This is a genomic window from Winslowiella sp. 2C04 (assembly GCF_050037805.1).
Taxonomy (GTDB): domain Bacteria; phylum Pseudomonadota; class Gammaproteobacteria; order Enterobacterales; family Enterobacteriaceae; genus Erwinia; species Erwinia toletana_A.
The window spans coordinates 373012-392614 of record NZ_CP188300.1 but is presented as its reverse complement, the minus strand read 5'-3'; the positions used below and the strand labels follow the sequence as shown (position 1 = coordinate 392614).

Sequence of the window (19603 nt, the reverse complement as noted above, 5' to 3'; positions counted from 1 at the left end):
GATACTCGACCTGAAGAGTCATTAAAGCAAACTCTTTTATACCCAAAAAAAAATCGGGTAGCAGGAAGGCAATACGTCCGTAAATCTCCAGCAGCAGAGCTATCCCGGCTGCGGGAATAAACGTGCACAGCCCACACGCCTGCCGCTTGTAAGACGGGTGTATCCATCAATTATCAGAGAGGCCGGATGGAATTACAAACTGAACGGCGACTGGAGAAATTTCTGCAGCTGGCCGACCTGACGGCGCAATGTATTGAAGAGCGCATGGAATTTTCTATGCCTCCTTATCAGCTATACATCGAATCCCTTGATGAGCACATCCTGTTAACGCTGGGGCGTGAAGTGGAACCCGCTTATCAAATTGAGGTGATGAAAAAGTTGCTTACCGCCTGTCACCCCAGCCGGACACAGGGCACACCTGTTCGCGTCTGGCAACTGCACGGGCAGCAAATGCTGAGCTGCGCACCAACCAAAGAGAGTGACACCACTCACTGGCTGATGTGCATGCATACCCTGCGCCGCCTACTTGAAACCACCGCAGGAGGTAACCGGTGAATCAGATGAAACGCGTCCTGATTATGCTTTCGGGCCGCCAGGATATTGTGCTGGCAGCAATGCTGCTGATAGCAATATTTATGATGATTGTTCCACTGCCGACCGGGCTGGTGGACTTTATGATCGCCGTCAACCTGACAATTTCCGTCATCCTGTTGATGATGGCACTGTATATCAAAAATCCGCTTGAGTTTGCGGCCTTTCCGGCAGTGCTGCTGATTACCACACTGTACCGTCTGGCACTGACGATCAGCACCACGCGCCTGATCCTGCTGCAAGCGGATGCGGGCCAAATCGTCTACACCTTTGGTGAATTTGCCGTCGGCGGTAACCTTGGTGTCGGCTTAATTGTCTTCCTGATTATTACCATTGTGCAGTTTATCGTGATTACCAAAGGCTCGGAGCGTGTCGCTGAAGTCAGCGCCCGTTTCTCACTGGATGCGATGCCGGGTAAGCAAATGAGTATCGATGGCGATCTGCGTGCTGGCGCCATCGATGGCGATCAGGCGAAACGCCTGCGTAACCAGGTACAGAAAGAGAGCCAGCTGTACGGCGCAATGGATGGTGCGATGAAGTTCGTCAAAGGTGACGCCATCGCCGGTATCGTTATCATTCTGGTCAACATTTTAGGGGGTACTGCGATCGGCGTGATGATGCATGGCCTGAGTGCCAGCGAAGCGCTGTCGGTTTACGCCATCCTGTCGATTGGTGATGGCCTGGTTAGCCAGATCCCTGCGCTGCTGATCTCAATTACCGCCGGTATTATCGTCACCCGCGTGAGCGGCGAGGAACAGCAGAACCTCGCCAGCGACCTTGCCCAGCAGTTGGGTAAACAGCCACAGGCGCTGATGCTGGCATGTGTGGTGTTGCTGGTGTTTGCGCTGATCCCCGGTTTTCCCGCCATCTACTTTATTATGCTGGCTGCACTGCTGTTCTCCATTACCTGGTGGGCGAAAAGAAAACGGCTTGCCAGCGCCGATGCAGTACCCGGCATGGCAATCAGTGAGAATGGCGCTGATGGCAGTAGCGCTACCGGCAACATGACCCCTGGTGCCACGCCGCTGATGCTGCGTCTCGCCACCGATTTGGCCCGCTCAAACCAGCTGTCCGCCAAGCTTAACGCTTTCCGCTTCCGCAAATTTGAGCAGTTAGGCATCCCGCTGCCTGAGATTGTGCTGCAAAAAGATCCTTCGCTGACGCCGGGCACACTGCAAGTTCTGCTGTATCAGGAAGTGGTACTGAACATCCAGATTCCGCAGGGCTTGCTGCTGGCTGACGCAAAGTCGCAAATACTGCCTCAGGCACAACAAAATACCCCTCTGCCGTTTGGTGGCCTCAGCCTGCAGTGGATTGCGCCCGCAGACAAGGATGCGATTTCCGCGCTGGGCGTAACGCTCTATCAGGATGAGGAACGCCTGACCCATTGCTTATCAACACTGATCAATCGCTATGCCGGTGAATTTATTGGTGTGCAGGAGACGCGTTTCCTGATGGATGGCATGGAGAGCCAATATTCCGATTTGATCAAAGAGGTCCAGCGTCAGTTACCGATTGGTCGCATTGCCGATGTGTTGCAACGTCTGGTAACGGAAGAAATTTCGATCCGCGATCTGCGTAGCATCTTTGAAGCGTTGATCGAATGGGCACCGCGTGAAAAGGATCCGATCATGCTGGTGGAGTATGTCCGCATTTCACTGCGTCGCCATCTGCTGAGCCGCTTCCGTGGCGATCAACCCTGGGTCAGCGGCTGGATGATTGGCGATGTGATCGAAGGCATGATCCGCGAAGCGATACGCCAGACCTCTGCCGGTTCCTATTCCGCGTTGGATCCACAACTTTCGCAGCAGATTATCGAACAGATCCGTGCCGCCGTCGAAGGTAACGAAAAACAGAACAACGTGCTGCTCACCGCCATTGATGTTCGTCGCTTCTTACGCCGGGTTATTGAGCGTGATTTTTATGCACTGCAAGTCCTGTCGTTTCAAGAGATTGGCGAAGAAATTGAGCTGCGAGTCATTGGCAATATCGACCTGATTGGAGAGCAATAAAATGCGTCTGCCGCAACAGGAAACCGTATTAGCCATGCTGGAGCAACGCCTCAGTTTACCGCCGCCACCGCCCGATATTGGTGTACAGCTGGCCGGTAAAGTCGTGGAGATTGGCCCGACGTTACTGCGCGCCTCGCTGCCTGGCGTCAGCATCGCCGAAATATGCCGCCTCGAACCTTCCGGTATTGAAGCGGAAGTGGTGGCGATTGAGGGTAACTACGCGATGCTCTCTCCGTTTAGCGAACCGCTGGGCGTCACCACCGGCAGTAAAGTGCTGGCGAGTGGCAATGTGCATCAATTGCAAGTCGGCGATTTTTTGTTAGGCCGGGTGGTGGATGGTCTGGGAAGGCCGATCGACGATTTGCCGCTGCCTGACGATAGCGAAAAACGCTCTTTAGAAGGCGAGGCGCCCAATCCCCTTACCCGTACGCTGATTGATACGCCACTGCCGCTGGGCGTGCGCGCTATTGATGGTTTACTGACCTGTGGGATGGGGCAGCGTATCGGTATTTTTGCTGCCGCTGGCGGGGGTAAAAGTACTCTGCTCGGTATGATTTGTGACGGCAGCCTGGCAGATGTCATCGTACTGGCGCTGATTGGCGAAAGGGGACGCGAAGTTCGCGAATTCCTCGAGCATACCCTGAGTGTCGAAGCGCGTGCCCGCTGTGTGATGGTGATATCCACTTCCGACCGCCCGGCACTTGAGCGCCTGAAAGCCGCCTATACCGCCACGGCCATTGCTGAGTATTTCCGCGACCAGGGGCTAAACGTCTTGTTAATGATGGACTCGCTGACACGTTTTGCCCGTGCCTCGCGCGAAATCGGCCTGGCGGCAGGCGAGCCAGCGCTGGCAGGCGGTTATCCTCCAAGTTTCTTTGCTCGTCTGCCGCGCCTGCTGGAGCGCGCCGGGCCAGCGGCAAGCGGCAGTATCACTGGCATTTATACCGTGCTGGTTGAAGGCGATAACCTCAATGAACCGGTGGCCGATGAAGTGCGCTCGATTCTCGACGGCCATATTGTGCTGTCGCGCAAGCTGGCGCAGGCCAACCATTATCCGGCCATCGATATTGCCGCCAGCGTCAGCCGAATAATGTCGATGGTCACCGACCAAGAGCATCGTCAACGTGCCGGTAAGCTGCGGCGATTGATGGCGGCGTGGAAAGAGATCGAATTGCTGGTACGCGTGGGTGAATACCAGCAGGGACAGGATCCGCTGGCCGATGAAGCGATGGAACGTAAAGAAGCCATCAGTGAATTTCTCTGTCAATCGGTGACGGAGAAAAACGATTTCAATGAAACGCTGGAGTTGCTGTGCCAGACAGTCGACTGACGCTGTCGACCCTGCTGTCGCTGAAAAAACGCCGGGAGCGGCGCATTCGTCGTGAAATCGCCCGTCTCGAAGAAGAATGGCAGCAAGTGGAGCAGCGTAAACAGCAGTTGCTGCAGGCTCACCAGCAATTATGGCAGCAATGGCGAGAAAGCAGCAGCCAGGAGCAGACACTCACGTCGCTACAGTGGAGATTATTACGCGCTCAGCTGGCGGGTTATTACCAGCAGGATCACCATCTGCAAGCGCAAGTCGCCGCCACTGACGATATGTTCGCTCATCTGCAAAGGGATAAAGATGAGCAGCAATTATTGTTACGGCAGGTGCTGATGGATCAGGAAAAACTCAACATTCTTATGGAGTAAACATGCATATTCCCCCGTTTTCACCCCGCCAGTGGGGGCTAAATCAGCGAACTGCAGAGGAACATCATCCCTCTGATGAGCAAGAGCAACAGCGCTTTAGCTCGTTAATGGGGATGTCGCCCAAAAAACGTGACACTTCGTCGACGATAGCCAGCGGTCGCGGTTCGGATACGTTGGCCAAAACCTTTCACTGGGAAGGTGCGAATGATTTACCACTGACGTCAGACTGGCGCATGAAAGAATCATTAACCAGCAGCTGGCTGCGCTGGCGTCTGACGAATGGCCCGCTGGCCGGACTGGAAATTGAGGCCTGTTACCGCAATGACGACATGTCTGTCCGCTTGCGAACACAGGATCTGGAACCGTTGTTACGGCGGATGGGTTCGGCGCGCCAGTTGGAGCAGCAGTTGGCCACGCAGTTTAACTGCCATGTCACGGTGGAGATTAATGATGCAGATCGCGCAGCTGAGTAAAGATCAGGGACGCCTGATCAAAAAAGTAGGACATGGCTTACAGCTGTTCAGCGAGCAAGGCAGCATACAGCTGTCATTTCGCCAGCAAAACGCATCCAGCGGCTTGCTGCTGCATGCTCAGTTTCACGATCGGCCGGTAACACTGTGGCTGGATGAACAGCAATGGTGCCAGTGGGTAACGCCGATGCTGTCAGTCCCTTCGCTGGCATTGGCTCCCGCCGAATTACAGCCTTTACTGGCGCACTGGACACTGGCAGACGCCAGCGAATGCAGCGACAGCGGTGATTTATTGTGGCCAGAGGCACAGACTCTGCAACCCGGTGACGCGCCAGCAGGACTGGGCTGGAGCATGACTATTCAGCGCGCAGACCGGCAGCTGGATCTGCGCTTGCTCAGTGGTGCTGAACCCTGGATCGACAGTCTGGCGGATAATATGTTTCCGGTAAATTTCGCTGATGACCAGGCCGAAATTATCCTGACTGCCAGCCTGCTGGCGGGCTGGAGCACCGTCACTGCCGGACAACTCAGCTCACTGCGGCCAGGCGATGCGCTGATGCTGCATAAAAGCTGGCAGATTTCTGAGGGACAGGTTGCCCTGTTTCTCGATCGACCGCTCGCCATTATCGCGCAAAGTAGCGAGCAAGAGACTTTTACTATCGAGGCAGTAATGAGTGATTTTGAAGACTGGATGGACCTTTCCCCCTCACTTGAGACCAATACCATTCATGGTAACAGTGTCGAGCAGGCGCTGAATGAAGCTACGGTGAACGTCACGGTGGAAGTGGCTCAGTTGGCGGTTTCGATTCAGGAGTTGAGCAACATGGTAGCCGGAGGATTGCTGTCTGGCGTGGCCCAGCAGAACGGGCTGGTGACATTGAAAGTGGGCAACCGCGCCATTGCGCGTGGCTCTTTACTGGCGTTCGACGGCAAGATGGCAGTAAAAATCGACCACCTTTGCTGAGGTAATCCAGGGTGTTCACCTGATACGCCTGACGTCAGTGGTTGGTGATAATAGCCGCCATATTTGATTTCCGTGTAGCTCTCATGGCGTTATTAGACAATCCATTACAACTTATTATTGTACTGTTTGCCCTCTCGATCTTGCCGTTATTGATCGTGTTGGGCACTTCCTTTCTGAAACTATCGATCGTGTTTGCCCTGCTGCGAAACGCGCTGGGTATCCAGCAGATACCGCCGAATATTGCGCTGTATGGGCTGGCGCTGGTGTTGACATTTTTTACCATGGCACCGGTGGTACTGGCGATTCAGGATAACCTCGCCGAAAACCCGGTCAGCCTGGAATCTCCGGCGTTTATCCAACAGGTTGAGACCGGCATTCTGGCACCCTACCGCGAGTTTCTGGAGCGCAATACCGCACCGGAGCAGGTGCATTTCTTTGTCGATATTGGTCACCAAATCTGGCCTGAAAAATATCAGCAACGCATTCCAGACAACTCACTGCTGGTAATGATGCCGGCGTTTACCGTCAGCCAGTTGATTGAAGCCTTCAAGATCGGCCTGCTGCTGTTCCTGCCTTTTATTGCCATTGATCTGGTGGTTTCTAACGTCTTGCTGGCGATGGGCATGATGATGGTTTCGCCGATGACAATTTCTATGCCACTGAAACTTCTGGTCTTCGTCCTGATGGGCGGCTGGGAGAAGTTATTGCGCCAGCTGGTCCTCTCCTTTTCCTGATCGCGGAGTAAAAAATGAGTGAAGCGATGATCACCCAGCTGGCGACGCAGATGATGTGGCTGGTACTGATACTTTCCCTGCCGGTGGTTATGGTGGCCTCATTTGTCGGTATTCTGGTGAGCCTGATGCAGGCGCTGACCCAGATTCAGGAGCAGACCATTCAGTTCCTCGCCAAACTGGTCGCCGTCTCGATAACGCTGGCGGTAACTTACAGTTGGATGGGCGACGTAATACTGACCTATGCAGGGCTGGCATTTGACCAAATCACCCAGATGAGGGAATGACATGGTCAGCTTGTGGATACAATGGTTGCCGATTCTTGGTCTGTGTATGTTACGCCCGCTGGGCGTATTTCTGCTGATGCCGCTGTTTAGCACCGGCAACCTCGGCGGCATGCTGACCCGCAACGCACTGTTATTAATGATCGCCTTGCCACTGGTGCCGGTTTATACCGAATGGCCCGTACCTGCCGCGGGTGCCTGGGGATTTTTTATCCTCGCCGCAGGCGAGCTGTGTATTGGACTGGTCATTGGCTTTTGCGCCGCCATCCCCTTCTGGGCGCTGGATATGGCAGGTTTTATCATTGATACCATGCGTGGTTCTTCAATGGCCAGCGTACTTAACCCGCTGTTAGGGCAGCAATCCTCGCTGTTCGGTCTGTTATTTACCCAAGTTTTTGGCGTGCTGTTTCTGATGAGCGGCAGTTTTAACGAACTGATGCGCGCCATTTATCACTCTTATCAAACCTTACCACCCGGCGGGGGGCTGCATTACGGGCCTGATGCGCTGGCCTTTATCAGCCAGCAGTGGCAACTGATGTATGAACTGGGAATTCGCTTCGCCATGCCAGCGATGGTGGTGATTCTGCTGGTGGATATGGCAATGGGGCTGATTAACCGCTCCGCTCAGCAGTTAAACGTCTTTTTCCTGGCGATGCCGATTAAAAGTGCCTTTGCGCTGCTGATGCTGATCATCAGTTTTAACTTCGCCTATGGCAGTTTGCTGGAATACAGCATGTTCTTTAAGAATCTGAGCAGCAGGTTGCTGGAGGCTTTTTCATGAGTGAAAAAACCGAAAAGCCCACACCGAAAAAAATTCGTGATGCGCGTAAAAAAGGCCAGGTCGCCAAAAGCGTTGAGGTCACCAGTGGCGTGCAGCTGGCAGTGATACTGGGCTATTTCACCTTCGAAGGGCCTGCGCTATGGCGCATATTGGTGCAACTGCAGGAGCTGGCAATCAATGCGACCAATCAAACGCTGAGCATAGGTCTGGGCCAATTGATGGAAGCAGTGGGCTCACTGGCACTGCGTTTCGTTTCGGGCATTGCGGCGGTAATGATCACCACGACCGCCTTCAGCATTCTGGTGCAGATTGGTCCACTGCTTGCCACCGAGGCATTAAAACCCTCGGCGAAAAAGCTCAATGTCATGTCCAATCTGAAAAACATATTTTCCGCTAAAAATCTGTTTGAGTTCGTCAAATCAGTGCTGAAAGTGTCATTGCTTTCGCTGATTTTCTTTTATCTGTTGCGACAGTACAGCTCCACTATTCAGTTTCTTCCGCTCTATCCGGTTATCAACGGGCTGGAAGTGGCGATGCGCCTGCTGTTCTGGATGTTTCTGTCACTGATTGGTTTTTATGTGGTCATTGGCATCGCCGACCTCGCCTTCCAACGCCATGACAACACTAAAAAAATGATGATGTCGATGGATGATATTAAGCAGGAGCATAAAAACCTCGAGGGAAATTCAGAAATAAAGCAGAAGCGCAAAGAAGTGCATCGCGAAATACAGAGCGGCAGTCTGGCGGCCAACGTTAAAAAGTCGACCGCCGTGGTGCGTAACCCGACTCATATTGCCGTTTGCCTTTATTACCATCCGGACAAATCACCGCTGCCGCAGGTTATTGAAATGGGACGCGACAAACGCGCATTACATATTGTGCAATTAGCGGAAAAAGCCGGTGTTCCGGTCGTAGAAAACATTCTGGTGGCGCGCGCACTCGCCAATGGAACCCCGGTTGGCGGTTATATTCCGGCCGAACTTTTTGAACCTGTGGCGCATATTCTGCGCCTTGCGATGAAGCTGGACTACGATGACGATGATAGTGAAGAAGATGAAAATTAAAAATTTATCGGTATTATTATTTTGTACCGGATTAAGCGGCTGTTCTTTATGGCACTCTTTTGTGGATACGCCACCCCAGGAGGTTGACGCTTCCCTCTCGGTGACAGAGTCTGATATGGCGAATGATTTCGTCGAGCAGCCGGTAGAGCCACTCTCCTGGACCCGCGTGCAGGAGAGTAGCAGCGCGATGACTGCAACGGTGCCTGAGAAGGAAGAAGTCAATCCCGCTCAGCCAACTGCAAAAACCAGTGCTGAATTGCCGCCCCCCCCGGCCGTAACTGCCGCTCAACAAAGGGACAGAGACCGTTTTCATCCGCTGGTTGAGCAGGTGTCGGCAGAGTTCGGCCTTGATGCCGACCTGCTGCACGCGATGATCCGCGTTGAGTCAAACTATCAGCATGAGGCCGTTTCGCCTAAAGGCGCGCGTGGTTTGATGCAGGTTATGCCTGCTACCGGCGAGCGCTTCGGTTACACCGATTTGCTGGATCCACAGCACAACCTGCGCGCCGGAGCCAGTTATATGCAGTGGTTAATCAAACACTTCGATAATGATTTAACGCTGGCCCTGGCAGGCTATAATGCCGGCGAAGGCGCGGTAAAGCGCTACGGTAAAACCATTCCACCGTATCGCGAAACGCAGCACTATGTAAAAAAGGTGATGGCCCATTACCAGCAGCCACAGCGTCACTCTCTTCCTGCGGACAAGCAGTACGCTATGCAATCGGAAACGGTGGCAGATAAACCCGTGGAGAAAGTTGCACTCAATGGTCATGCGCTAGCCGCAAAACTGTTGGGACTATTGATATCCGCGCCCAGTGCAGCAGCCAACAAGCAACATAATACGCAAGATACCAGCCATGCCCTGTAAATAGCCGTGGGAAAAACGATTATCGCTGTTCTGATCCAGTTTACATCTTTATTACTGATGTTCACCGTTCGCCTTGCTGTATTCCGATGCAGAACAAAAGCATCCGCTGCCGATAATATTAAAATAGCGCCTCTGATAAATTAATTAAATTATTTAAATTAATTTATCAGAGGCGACTTTATCGTTGGTTAAGGTTAATAATTATCTCTTCAGGTATCTAATCTGTTCCTGCTAAGCAACTTGCTAAAGAAATGATGAGTACCAGGGCGACATCACAATAAAAAATCGCGACCACAGCCGATTTTTATTTCAGCAATGGTCGCAGCAGAAAGGATAATAATATACGGGCTATCACGCCACGGCGGCTTTACGCTTAACCCCGGCGTCATAAATAAGCCACAGTTCGCCGTCAATCTCCTGCCAGTAAGCGCCCTGATAAATCAGCGCATCAGCCAGGCGCTGGCGCATGCTCAGCACATCAGCCTGAATGCTGTCCAGCAACATACCGCGCACGCACTTCATCTGCGGTACTTTGCGTTCCAGTTGATGAATCAGTTTAATAAATCCTGCGGCCGCACGATTATGGTTGCCGGTATCGCTGTTAGCTTTAAAATCGCAGACCACCAGCTGACCCTCTTCCAGCCGGTACACCAGCTCAAAGTCTGCCAGGGTGACTCGCCAGCCAATTACCAACGGGCTATTGCCAAAATAAGCCACTTGCGGCGTTTTACCCTGGCTGCGTAAATAGTCAGTTACTGCATCGGTATTTTCTGTAACTTGCTGCATATTCTTCTCCTTCAAGGGATTAAGCACTCAGGCTTAACCCCGTTTTTCTGCTACTACAGGCGCACAGCACCCATAATGCGCTCTTGCAGGCTCATCAGTTCACGCGTCATTTCCAGCATTCGACGGGAAGCTTCTGCCGCTTTATCCGCGGTAGCAGCCAGCCCTTTCCAGTATTCGCTGGCGGCGTTCGACTGATAGTCACCTAACAATTGCATCTCCTGCGCTTCGCGGGTGATTCCGGCACCTTTCATCCCGGCACTGCCTTCACTTATTTTACCCATGCCATCCGCGCCGCCGGAAATCAGTGACCCGCCGCTGGATGCCACGCCGCCGAGAAATGCGCCTGCAACGCTGAATCCACCGGAGAGAATTTTCGCCGTGGCGTTACCGCGTGCCGCCGAATAATTCAGTTCAATGGCTTTCTCTTTACTCGCCATAGCCGTGAGATCTTTTTTATGAGCCGCCGATTGTTGAGCGGTGTAGTGTTCGCGCTGCATATCGCGAATATCACCGTTCATTTTTTGCAGCATGGCAATCAGATCATCAATTGTTGCCAGGGCGCCATTGCCTGCCGCAGAGCGCGTGCTGGTAGTTTCAGGCGTAACAGGTGCAGTATTGGTATTATTAATTTGGTTGATGGTACTCATCTTTTCTGTCTCCATTTATTTTGTTTACCGATAATCGGTGAGTGATTTAACTTTTTCTGAATGCGCCTTTCATAATTTCAGTGGCGCTGGCAATAATCATCGCCATATGGTTACCGGTATTGACCAGTTGCGTTAACTGCTGATCCAACTCTTGCTGGCTGGCATCGCCCATTTGCAGCGCACCATCGATCTGCTCTTTTGTTTTATCCATATAGTCCTGGGCAATGGCTTTAATGCTTTCCCGCAATTCGCTACTGATGTTGTAGCTGGCGGCATGCAGCCCACACATGCTGCTGATACTTCCCACCGCATCTGTCGCATCCTTGTTATCACTGGTGCCAACCCATGCTTTGACTCCATTCATCATTGCCCCAACTGATGAAAGTATGTTGCTGGTAAAAGAGTCTTCAATCGCTTGCTGGCCAATAGCCTGAATCGCGATAGCCGTAGCGGAAACCTCCGGCTTGAGCTCTTCGGCCATATCTCGCTGCCGTTCGCCATCGCGTAAAGAGACAGCCATGATCAACGCAATCAACTCAAACATAGTGAAGGTCTGCGCTTGATTGCTGGCGCCAACTACTTCCGCAGCGGCTTGCCTGATTACACCGGCTAATTCTGTATCTTCCAGCCCTTCGGATGCATAATTAGCGGCACTGTTTAAGGCTCCCTCTATTCGATTAAGCTGTTGCTGATCAATCTCTTGCATGGCAAACATCGCGACGCCTTCAGCAGTAAGCCCCTCCGTCAAAACACTATTGGCTTCGGTGTGCTCAAGCGATAACCCTGCTGCTTTCTCGCTGGGCTGCGATGAGATTTGCACCTGGCTATGGCTACCGAAACGGCTTACTGCATCCATAATGACTCCTGTTTACACCATTGAAGCGGCCATCTGCGCCTGGTTAGAAGCAATCTGGCTAATCATCGCAACGCCGCCCTGCATCACTTCAGCCTGGCTGTCCTGCAGATCTTTCACCTTTTTGATGGTTTCCTTTTTACTTGCTTCAAAGTATTCGAAGAAGCTCTGGGTCCACTGCTGGTCAAGAACCAGCTGATCAATTTTCTTCTGCAGCTCCGCTTTTTGCTTATCAATGGTGCCAACGGTAATGTTCTGAGCACCAGTGACCGCTCCGCGGGTAACATTCATCACGGTAGTCGCGCCACAAGTGACACCTTTCGCCACTGCCGTCATTACCTGCCAGCGAATCTCTGCCATCACCTTTTTAGTGACTTCTTTTGCCGTCAGGTCAACGCCGCGTTTAATCGCGTCCTTGCCGACTTTTTCCACCGCATTACTGACCATTTGCTCAATCGCTTCACTGCCGAACTGCTTCGCCATCTTATTAACGGCAAAGTTATGTGCTGTTTTCTTGATGGCATTTTTAGCGGCTTCTTCCGCCAGCTCTCTCGCTGTACGGGTGACAATTTGTTCGCCAATTTCTGAAGCAACCTTTTTACCGAGCTGGTTGGCGGCAGTTTTCAGAGCGACTTTATTTCCTTCTCTAATCGCGGTAGAAATGGCCTGATCGGCACCCTCTTTCAACAGCTTACCGACGACTTTAGGCACTACTTTGGTCATGATGGCATTACGCATCGCGCTGGTGACATCAATCACCGCACCGGCAATTTCAAACGCCATCTGGATTTTTCCGGCTGCGTCTGCCACTTTTTTGTATTTTTCAGCATTCTCCGGATCGATCAGCGCCAGGGTATTCGCCATCGCTTTCACCATTCCGGCCAGGCCCGCCATCAGGTCCATGGCACCACCTGCCGCCTGTAGTGCGTTGCCGCTCAGCACACCACCGACGATTTTCGCGACGCCTGTAACTACCTCAACGGCAGCGACTACCCAGTCAAACACTACACTGAGGATGCCCGCTTTCTTCGCTTTGTCCTGCTGCTCGACGGAAGCATTCATCTGCTCGCGAATCTGCTCGACCTCCTGCTTGCGCAGCTGGTCTTGCTTGTCACTCATAATTGACAGCGCCCGACCTTTCATCTCCGCAGTGTCACCGAGAATCTGGTTCGCCAGCATGGTCGACGCCAGGAACATCGCCTCCATCGGCACACGTTCCATGGTCGATAAATTGAATTTAAAGCTGGGGTCATCTCCCACTGGCGCAGGCAGCGCCCGCTGTATATTGTCTAACGAGGCCTGAGCTTGCTGACGAGAGCCCGTGACGGGTGACTCTGTCGGCATCGCCAACTGCGCAAGTGGGGATTTTTTGCCGTCTCTGTCGCTAACAAACAGCAGAATGATTGGTGCCAGCGTTTTTTCAGTACGGGGACTTTTAACGGCAGAGAATTCATTCTCCAAATCACTGCCAGCTCCTGGCGCTGCAAGAGCACGATCTAAACCAATGTGCATGAAACTTCCTCCGTGGTAGCGGTTAACATCCTTTCCGCATTTCCCTTAATTTCCTGATAATGTGATTGTTCGCCGCACCACATGATGGCGGCATTAAAGGCTTTGCGGGCGTAAGCTTCATTGCCTACCAGCCGGTAGCTCAGGCCAGCAAAAAACGCCGCCCGCGGGTCATCGATAGTGATCATCCCGGCTCGTGCAAAGCAGGAGATGGCTTCTTCATGGGCAGAAAGGCGCTGATGGGATAGCCCTAATCCCAACAAATAGTCGTAATTCCAGTGATCAAAAGTGCTTAAAAGTTGATAAAAGTTACGCGACGCCACGAACTCACCAGCGGCAAACAACTGACCGGCATAACTGTAAAGCTGTACCAGATCCTGATCGTCGATATCGGTTAACATCCGTAATGATCCACCGCGCGAAAAGAAGCGTTGCAGTACGTCGTCGTTCTCTTCTTGCTGTGGGTTAATCATGGTCTCTGACATAAAAACTCCATGTTAAGGCGCGTCGAAATTTTGCTCTTCGCGCCATGTGAGAGGGTGAAAAATCAAATAAACGCACGCCGATGTTTTTTCGCCATCACTGGCTTGGCAGGTGCATTGGCGGCAGCGGCTACCACAGCAGTGGTCTGGCCTGGTTGAACGGGTTGATCGGGTACCAGCTGTTTCAGCTGTTTACCCAATTGCTCAAATGTCTTTTGCATTGAGGCCACTTTTTCAGCCATTTGCTTCGGCACGCGATCGCCTTTCAGTACCCCATCAAGTTTTTTCAGCTTGCGCTGAGCATCGGGATCGTTCGGCGCACGCGCGTGCAGTTGAGCAATCTCTTCCTGCAGCTTTTTAAATTCATCAATTTGTTTTTTAAAACCCACGCGACGCATTTGCAGAGTATCGATCATGGTTTTTAGCTGGTTCAGGTCTTGCATTTTTGTTCCCCCGGTGAGGTAAAACGGAGCATAAGCAGACGCCTCAGCCCCTAAAATTATTAGCGAATAGCCTGGGCGATCGATTTAGTCGATTCTGCGGTCATGCTCTGTATGCTGTTGGCCATGGTGACTGCGGTGTTAAAGTTCTGCATCAGCTGCTGCAGCTTCAGCTGGTTCTGCTGTACGAAGTCAGAAGCGCGACCTGAGAAGGATTCCAGCGTCGATTTCACCGACGTCAGATCGGCTTTATTCAGCTCGGGGCCATTTTCAGCCAGGAACTGATCGATGCTCATGCCGTTGACTTCAATCTTGTTTTCACGCATGTAAGCGATAACGTCTGCTGGCAGCTCAGCCTGACTTTGAGCATCCGCCAAACCCGCTAACAGTGCGTCAACACGGTTGGCCATATCCTGTGCATCACGGGATACTTCGGTTTTATTACCCATCTCCTCGAATTTTGCATTTGCCAGCTCGGTAAACAGCAGCATGATTTTTTCAATCGTCGTCAACGCAGTACCCATCAACGAGACATTGCCACCGGCTCTGAGGTAGTCGAGATCGGCTGGCCTGCTGAGAACGGGTGATTCGCTTCGGGAAACGCTGACAATGTTTTCGATCGCGTACATGAACTCTCATTCCTTTTGGTGTTTTACATGTTTACAAGATTGTCGAATCCTGCGTGGCTTGGTTTTAATGAGGCTATGATAGATACTTGGTAAATATAGATTTGCGGATCTCTGCAAAACATTCTGTTTTTGCACACTAACATTGATAATTTAATTACAAAAAATATCAGGTAAACACCTGATGGGATTATTATTTAAATGACAAAATGGATAAAATAAACCCTAGAAACAATAACTTAAAATAGCAAGGCACATCCTCAGCTGAATACACCTGTAGTATTAGAAAGCTGTTATATTTAACTAATAATTTGAATACCAATAAGCCTCTGGAAAAATAAAACCTCACCTCAATAAAGTTTATCTTTATTTTTATGTCAATATATATAAATTGATTGTCGGGAAGTATCACAGGGGAATCTTTTAGCGTATATCGGGCTCGCTTTAGTTTTTTTGATAAGCAATCGAATAAATGTCATTAATTCTGAATAATACCGGATATAGAAAGGCGGCAGGCAGAATATTGCAGCACTGCCGCGGTGCGTGATTAGCGTATTGATTGGGCGATAGATTTGGTCGATTCAGCGTTCATACTCTGCACGCTGTTAGCCATAGTGACTGCGGTGTTAAAGTTCTGCATCAGCTGCTGCAACTTCAGCTGGTTCTGCTGTACGAAGTCAGAGGCACGGCCAGAGTAGGACTCAAGTGCGGATTTTATTGCCGTCAGTGCGGCTTTATCCAGCTCAACCGGGCCCGTTACCGGGCCATTGACCGGACCATCCACTGGACCATCAACCGGAGGCGCGTCGGGATTGATCGCCGGGCGAGTACCAGGATTGAAGCCGGCATCCGGAAACGCTGCTGTCAGCTGATTTCTCAGTTGTTCAATTTGCCACAGAGAGGCATTACCCCCATTCGGCAAATGCAGCATATCGCCCCCCAAAGGGATGCCATATTCTTTCATAAAATCAAGCAGTTCAAACAGCTGACTTCCCTGCACTCCCTCTGCCGGCGCGCTGGCCAGCAGTGCATTTAACATCTGCACAAATTTCGCCGCTTCAGACGCGCCAGGCGTTCCAGGTGTACCTGGTGCTTCTGGTGCTTCTGGTGCTTCTGGGGTTTCTGGTGCTTCTGGGGTTTCTGGGGTTTCTGGGGTTTCTGGGCCGCCTGGTAGATCATCCGCTGGCTTCAGACCGAGAAACTTATCAATACTCATGCCGTTAACCTGGATGTTGTTGGCACGCATATACTCAATAATGTCTTGCGGGAGTGCAGCGGTATCTTTTCCGCTTGCCAGGCCCGCCAGCAGCGCATCGACGCGGTTAGCCATATCCTGCGCATCGCGTGACACTTCGGTCTTCTTGCTCATCTGCTCGAACTTGGCATTCGCCAGTTCAGTAAACAGCAGCATAATGCTGTCCATGGTGACCATCGCAGCGCCCATCAGCGAGGTGTTTTTGCCTGCGCTCAGATACTCAGTATCACCGCCTGATTTCATCCCAGTCGGCGCGTTGATATTAAGGTTATTGGTATTGATACCGCTCATGATTTTATTCTCATTATTGTAGTGTCTCGGGTTAACGGCAGCGGTTAAAAACGCTGCCGTTAGTCATGAAACAATGATTAGCGGATGGACTGAGCGATGGATTTGGCCGATTCAGCATTCATACTCTGCACGCTGTTGGCCATGGTGACCGCGGTGTTAAAGTTCTGCATCAGCTGCTGCAGCTTCAGCTGGTTCTGCTGTACGAAGTCAGAGGCGCGGCCTGAGTGGGATTCCAGTGCAGATTTCACCGCAGTCAGGTCAGCCTTGTCCAGCTGTCGGCCAGAATTAACCAGCTGTGAGATCGTTTCCTTGCTGTAAGGTTCAGATCCGGAACCTTTTTGGTTCGCCAGCCACTCACTGGCTTTTTGGCCATCAATCTTGATTCCGGCAGCATCCAAATCTTTAACCACCTGATTGGCGCTGTCATTCATCCCGCTACTCCACCCAAAGCCTCTTCTGTCAAAAGAGTCAAGGTTGTTCAGCGCCCAGAGCGAGCCTAAGCTTTCAGCACCGCGCAGGAAGTCATCAATACTCTTGCCGTTGACTTCAATATTGTTGGCACGCATGTATTCAATCACTTCTGGCGGCAGCGCGGCGGTATCTTTTCCGCTTGCCAGGCCCGCCAACAGCGCGTCGACGCGGTTAGCCATATCCTGCGCATCACGGGATACTTCAGTCTTCTTGCTCATCTGCTCGAACTTGGAGTTCGCCAGCTCGGTAAACAGCAGCATGATGCTGTCCATGGTGACCATCGCGGTGCCCATCAGCGAGGTGTTTTTGCCTGCGCTCAGGTATTCGGTGTCGCCGCTTGATTTCGGGCCAGTCGGTGCATTGAGGTTAAGATTGTTGATAGCGGTCATAATGTAATTCCCTTTATTTTGAATGTGTCTGGTTAACGGCAGGCACTTATGGCGCTGCCGGTAGTCATAAATCAGTCATTAGCGGATGGACTGGGCGATCGATTTAGTCGATTCCGCGTTCATGCTCTGTACGCTGTTGGCCATGGTGACCGCGGTGTTAAAGTTCTGCATCAGCTGCTGCAGCTTCAGCTGGTTCTGCTGTACGAAGTCAGAGGCGCGGCCTGAGTGGGACTCCAGTGCGGATTTCACGGCGGTCAGATCAGCTTTATCCAGCTTAACGTCGATATCGCCAGCTTTTGCTCTACGCAGGCGCTCTGAAATATCGTCCAGTGCGGCTTTTTTCTCATTAGAGCGCTCGTCATTTTCATTTCTGTTGTAGTAGTCACCTGATTTTTGATAATACTCGCGCGTGAGTTCATTGATGTGATCCTGGAGGCCGGCCCCTAAGATCTCAGACTTCTTGTCGCTCAGAAACTCATCAATGCTCTGGCCGTTGACTTCAATATTGTTGGCACGCATGTACGCGATAACATCTGCCGGCAGCTCGGCGGTATCTTTTCCGCTTGCCAGGCCCGCCAGCAGCGCGTCGATGCGGTTAGCCATATCCTGCGCATCACGGGACACTTCGGTCTTCTTGCTCATTTGCTCGAACTTGGTGTTCGCCAGCTCGGTAAACAGCAGCATGATGCTGTCCATGGTGACCATCGCGGCCCCCATCAGCGAGGTGTTTTTGCCTGCGCTCAGGTACTCGGTGTCACCGCTTGATTTCGGGCCAGTCGGTGCATTGAGATTAAGATTGTTGATAGCGGTCATGATGTAATTCCCTTTATTTTGAATGTGTCTGGTTAACGGCAGGCCTCTATGGCGCTGCCGGTAGTCATTAATCAGTGATTAGCGGATGGACTGGGCGATGGATTTAGCCGATTCCGCGTTCATGCTCTGTACGCTGTTGGCCATGGTGACCGCGGTGTTGAAGTTCTGCATCAGCTGCTGCAGCTTCAGCTGGTTCTGCTGTACGAAGTCAGAGGCGCGGCCTGAATGGGATTCCAGTGCGGATTTCACGGCGGTCAGATCAGCTTTATCCAGCTTGATGGCGTCCTGCAGGGCGCTCATAATCTTTTCCATATTTCCCGCGGTGACAACTTTATCTAATGCCATTAACTCACCACCCGCGAACTCAGAGTCTGTGATAAGTGAATAGACACTCTGACCGTTGACCTTGATGCCATTGTCATCCATAAATTTAAGCAGGCCTGCAATATCCTCCTCTTTAAATTCTTGCTGACCTGACGCCAGCAGTTGTGACAGCGCTGCCAGGACGTTACCTGCGCCAGGTAATTTGGAATCCAGAAAATCATCAATACTCATGCCGTTGACTTCGATGTTGTTTTCACGCATGTAAGCGATGACATCTGCCGGCAGCTCAGCCTTACTTTTACCATCCGCCAGGCCCGCCAGCAGCGCATCAACGCGGTTAGCCATATCCTGCGCATCACGGGACACTTCGGTCTTCTTGCTCATCTGCTCGAACTTGGAGTTCGCCAGCTCGGTAAACAGCAGCATGATGCTGTCCATGGTGACCATCGCGGTGCCCATCAGCGAGGTGTTTTTGCCTGCGCTCAGGTACTCGGTGTCGCCGCTTGATTTCGGGCCAGTTGGTGCATTGAGGTTAAGATTGTTGATAGCGGTCATAATGTAATTCCCTTTATTTTAAATGTGTCTGATTAACGGCAGGCCCTTATGGCGCTGCCGGTAGTCATTAATCAGTTATTAACGGATGGACTGGGCGATCGATTTAGCCGATTCCGCGTTCATGCTCTGTACGCTGTTGGCCATGGTGACCGCGGTGTTGAAGTTCTGCATCAGCTGCTGCAGCTTCAGCTGGTTCTGCTGTACGAAGTCAGAGGCGCGGCCTGAATGGGATTCCAGCGCCGATTTTACTGCCGTCAGGTCGGCTTTATTCAGACTGGAGCCATTTTCGCTCAGAAACTTATCGATGCTCATGCCGTTGACTTCGATATTGTTGGCACGCATATACGCGATAACGTCTTCCGGCAGATCTGCCTTGCTTTGAGCATCCGCCAGGCCCGCCAGCAGCGCGTCGACGCGGTTGGCCATATCCTGCGCATCACGTGACACTTCGGTCTTCTTGCTCATCTGCTCGAACTTGGCGTTCGCCAGCTCGGTAAACAGCAGCATGATGTTGTCCATGGTGACCATCGCGGTGCCCATCAGCGAGGTGTTTTTACCTGCGCTCAGATACTCGGTGTCGCCACTTGATTTCGGGCCAGCTGGAGCATTGAGGTTAAGATTGTTGATAGCGGTCATCGTGTAATTCCCTTTATTTTGAATGTGTCTGGTTAACGGCAGGCCTTTATGGCGCTGCCGGTAGTCATT

Annotated in this window: 23 protein-coding genes; 11 read left to right on the top strand and 12 right to left on the bottom strand. The window is 51.9% G+C overall.

Translation table 11 applies throughout. From position 1 onward, the window contains the following. The first annotated feature begins 186 nt into the window (after window positions 1-186). From ACP3TC_RS01845 to ACP3TC_RS01795, 11 genes are all read left to right on the top strand, one after another. Window positions 187-555 carry a type III secretion chaperone SycN gene (locus ACP3TC_RS01845; protein WP_313853949.1) on the top strand — a complete coding sequence of 123 codons (369 nt, stop codon included), beginning with the start codon at window positions 187-189 and terminating at the stop codon, window positions 553-555. Between the two features lie 5 nt (window positions 556-560). After that, window positions 561-2603, top strand: coding sequence for an EscV/YscV/HrcV family type III secretion system export apparatus protein (locus tag ACP3TC_RS01840; RefSeq protein WP_313857817.1), 2043 nt, complete (start codon window positions 561-563; stop codon window positions 2601-2603). Between the two features lies 1 nt (window position 2604). Next, on the top strand, window positions 2605-3933 hold the full coding sequence (locus ACP3TC_RS01835) for an EscN/YscN/HrcN family type III secretion system ATPase (RefSeq protein ID WP_313853950.1): 1329 nt from the start codon (window positions 2605-2607) through the stop codon (window positions 3931-3933). Next, the gene (locus ACP3TC_RS01830; RefSeq protein WP_313853951.1) at window positions 3915-4295 is read left to right on the top strand and encodes a hypothetical protein; all 381 of its coding nucleotides are present in this window, start codon (window positions 3915-3917) and stop codon (window positions 4293-4295) included. Before ACP3TC_RS01835 ends, ACP3TC_RS01830 begins: the two co-directional genes overlap by 19 nt. Before the next feature lie 2 nt (window positions 4296-4297). After that, the gene (locus ACP3TC_RS01825) at window positions 4298-4768 is read left to right on the top strand and encodes a hypothetical protein (protein WP_426817395.1); all 471 of its coding nucleotides are present in this window, start codon (window positions 4298-4300) and stop codon (window positions 4766-4768) included. Beyond that, window positions 4743-5729 (top strand): type III secretion system cytoplasmic ring protein SctQ, encoded by a 987-nt coding sequence (gene sctQ, locus ACP3TC_RS01820; protein ID WP_426817394.1) that lies wholly within the window; start codon window positions 4743-4745, stop codon window positions 5727-5729. The genes ACP3TC_RS01825 and sctQ overlap by 26 nt, the downstream gene beginning before the upstream one ends. 83 nt (window positions 5730-5812) lie before the next feature. Next, the gene (sctR, locus tag ACP3TC_RS01815) at window positions 5813-6463 is read left to right on the top strand and encodes a type III secretion system export apparatus subunit SctR (RefSeq protein ID WP_052902117.1); all 651 of its coding nucleotides are present in this window, start codon (window positions 5813-5815) and stop codon (window positions 6461-6463) included. Window positions 6464-6477: 14 nt separating this feature from the next. Further along, window positions 6478-6747: a type III secretion system export apparatus subunit SctS gene (gene sctS / locus ACP3TC_RS01810; protein WP_313853977.1), complete on the top strand. Its 270-nt coding sequence runs from the start codon at window positions 6478-6480 to the stop codon at window positions 6745-6747. Window position 6748: 1 nt separating this feature from the next. Then, window positions 6749-7525: a type III secretion system export apparatus subunit SctT gene (gene sctT, locus ACP3TC_RS01805; RefSeq protein ID WP_313853979.1), complete on the top strand. Its 777-nt coding sequence runs from the start codon at window positions 6749-6751 to the stop codon at window positions 7523-7525. Continuing rightward, window positions 7522-8589 carry an EscU/YscU/HrcU family type III secretion system export apparatus switch protein gene (locus ACP3TC_RS01800; RefSeq protein ID WP_313853980.1) on the top strand — a complete coding sequence of 356 codons (1068 nt, stop codon included), beginning with the start codon at window positions 7522-7524 and terminating at the stop codon, window positions 8587-8589. Before sctT ends, ACP3TC_RS01800 begins: the two co-directional genes overlap by 4 nt. A 61-nt stretch (window positions 8590-8650) precedes the next feature. Next, window positions 8651-9457 carry a lytic transglycosylase domain-containing protein gene (locus ACP3TC_RS01795; protein ID WP_426817393.1) on the top strand — a complete coding sequence of 269 codons (807 nt, stop codon included), beginning with the start codon at window positions 8651-8653 and terminating at the stop codon, window positions 9455-9457. A 351-nt stretch (window positions 9458-9808) separates the two neighbouring features. Here ACP3TC_RS01795 and ACP3TC_RS01790 read toward each other — a convergent pair whose 3' ends face one another. From ACP3TC_RS01790 to ACP3TC_RS01735, 12 genes are all read right to left on the bottom strand, one after another. Further along, the gene (locus tag ACP3TC_RS01790) at window positions 9809-10243 is read right to left on the bottom strand and encodes a hypothetical protein (protein WP_313853984.1); all 435 of its coding nucleotides are present in this window, start codon (window positions 10241-10243) and stop codon (window positions 9809-9811) included. A 53-nt stretch (window positions 10244-10296) separates the two neighbouring features. Further along, window positions 10297-10890 carry a hypothetical protein gene (locus ACP3TC_RS01785; protein ID WP_313853987.1) on the bottom strand — a complete coding sequence of 198 codons (594 nt, stop codon included), beginning with the start codon at window positions 10888-10890 and terminating at the stop codon, window positions 10297-10299. A 46-nt stretch (window positions 10891-10936) separates the two neighbouring features. Next, window positions 10937-11746, bottom strand: coding sequence for a hypothetical protein (locus ACP3TC_RS01780; RefSeq protein WP_426817392.1), 810 nt, complete (start codon window positions 11744-11746; stop codon window positions 10937-10939). Between the two features lie 12 nt (window positions 11747-11758). Beyond that, complete coding sequence (gene sctE, locus ACP3TC_RS01775) at window positions 11759-13255, bottom strand: type III secretion system translocon subunit SctE (RefSeq protein ID WP_426817391.1); 1497 nt, start codon at window positions 13253-13255, stop codon at window positions 11759-11761. Next, window positions 13240-13737 (bottom strand): SycD/LcrH family type III secretion system chaperone, encoded by a 498-nt coding sequence (locus ACP3TC_RS01770; RefSeq protein ID WP_313853993.1) that lies wholly within the window; start codon window positions 13735-13737, stop codon window positions 13240-13242. The genes sctE and ACP3TC_RS01770 overlap by 16 nt, the downstream gene beginning before the upstream one ends. Before the next feature lie 62 nt (window positions 13738-13799). Then, entirely contained in the window at window positions 13800-14177 is a 378-nt protein-coding gene (locus ACP3TC_RS01765; RefSeq protein ID WP_313853995.1) for a hypothetical protein, read from the bottom strand. A 59-nt stretch (window positions 14178-14236) separates the two neighbouring features. Then, on the bottom strand, window positions 14237-14803 hold the full coding sequence (locus ACP3TC_RS01760; RefSeq protein ID WP_313853997.1) for a hypothetical protein: 567 nt from the start codon (window positions 14801-14803) through the stop codon (window positions 14237-14239). A 544-nt stretch (window positions 14804-15347) separates the two neighbouring features. After that, window positions 15348-16346, bottom strand: a complete 999-nt coding sequence (locus ACP3TC_RS01755; protein ID WP_426817390.1) for a hypothetical protein — start codon at window positions 16344-16346, stop codon at window positions 15348-15350. A gap of 77 nt (window positions 16347-16423) precedes the next feature. After that, entirely contained in the window at window positions 16424-17206 is a 783-nt protein-coding gene (locus ACP3TC_RS01750) for a hypothetical protein (protein WP_313854001.1), read from the bottom strand. Between the two features lie 78 nt (window positions 17207-17284). Continuing rightward, a complete protein-coding gene (locus tag ACP3TC_RS01745) occupies window positions 17285-18019 on the bottom strand; it encodes a hypothetical protein (RefSeq protein WP_313854002.1) in 735 nt (244 codons plus the stop codon). A 78-nt stretch (window positions 18020-18097) separates the two neighbouring features. Beyond that, entirely contained in the window at window positions 18098-18898 is an 801-nt protein-coding gene (locus ACP3TC_RS01740) for a hypothetical protein (RefSeq protein ID WP_426817389.1), read from the bottom strand. Between the two features lie 78 nt (window positions 18899-18976). Then, window positions 18977-19534 (bottom strand): hypothetical protein, encoded by a 558-nt coding sequence (locus tag ACP3TC_RS01735; protein WP_426817388.1) that lies wholly within the window; start codon window positions 19532-19534, stop codon window positions 18977-18979. Window positions 19535-19603: the final 69 nt, after the last annotated feature.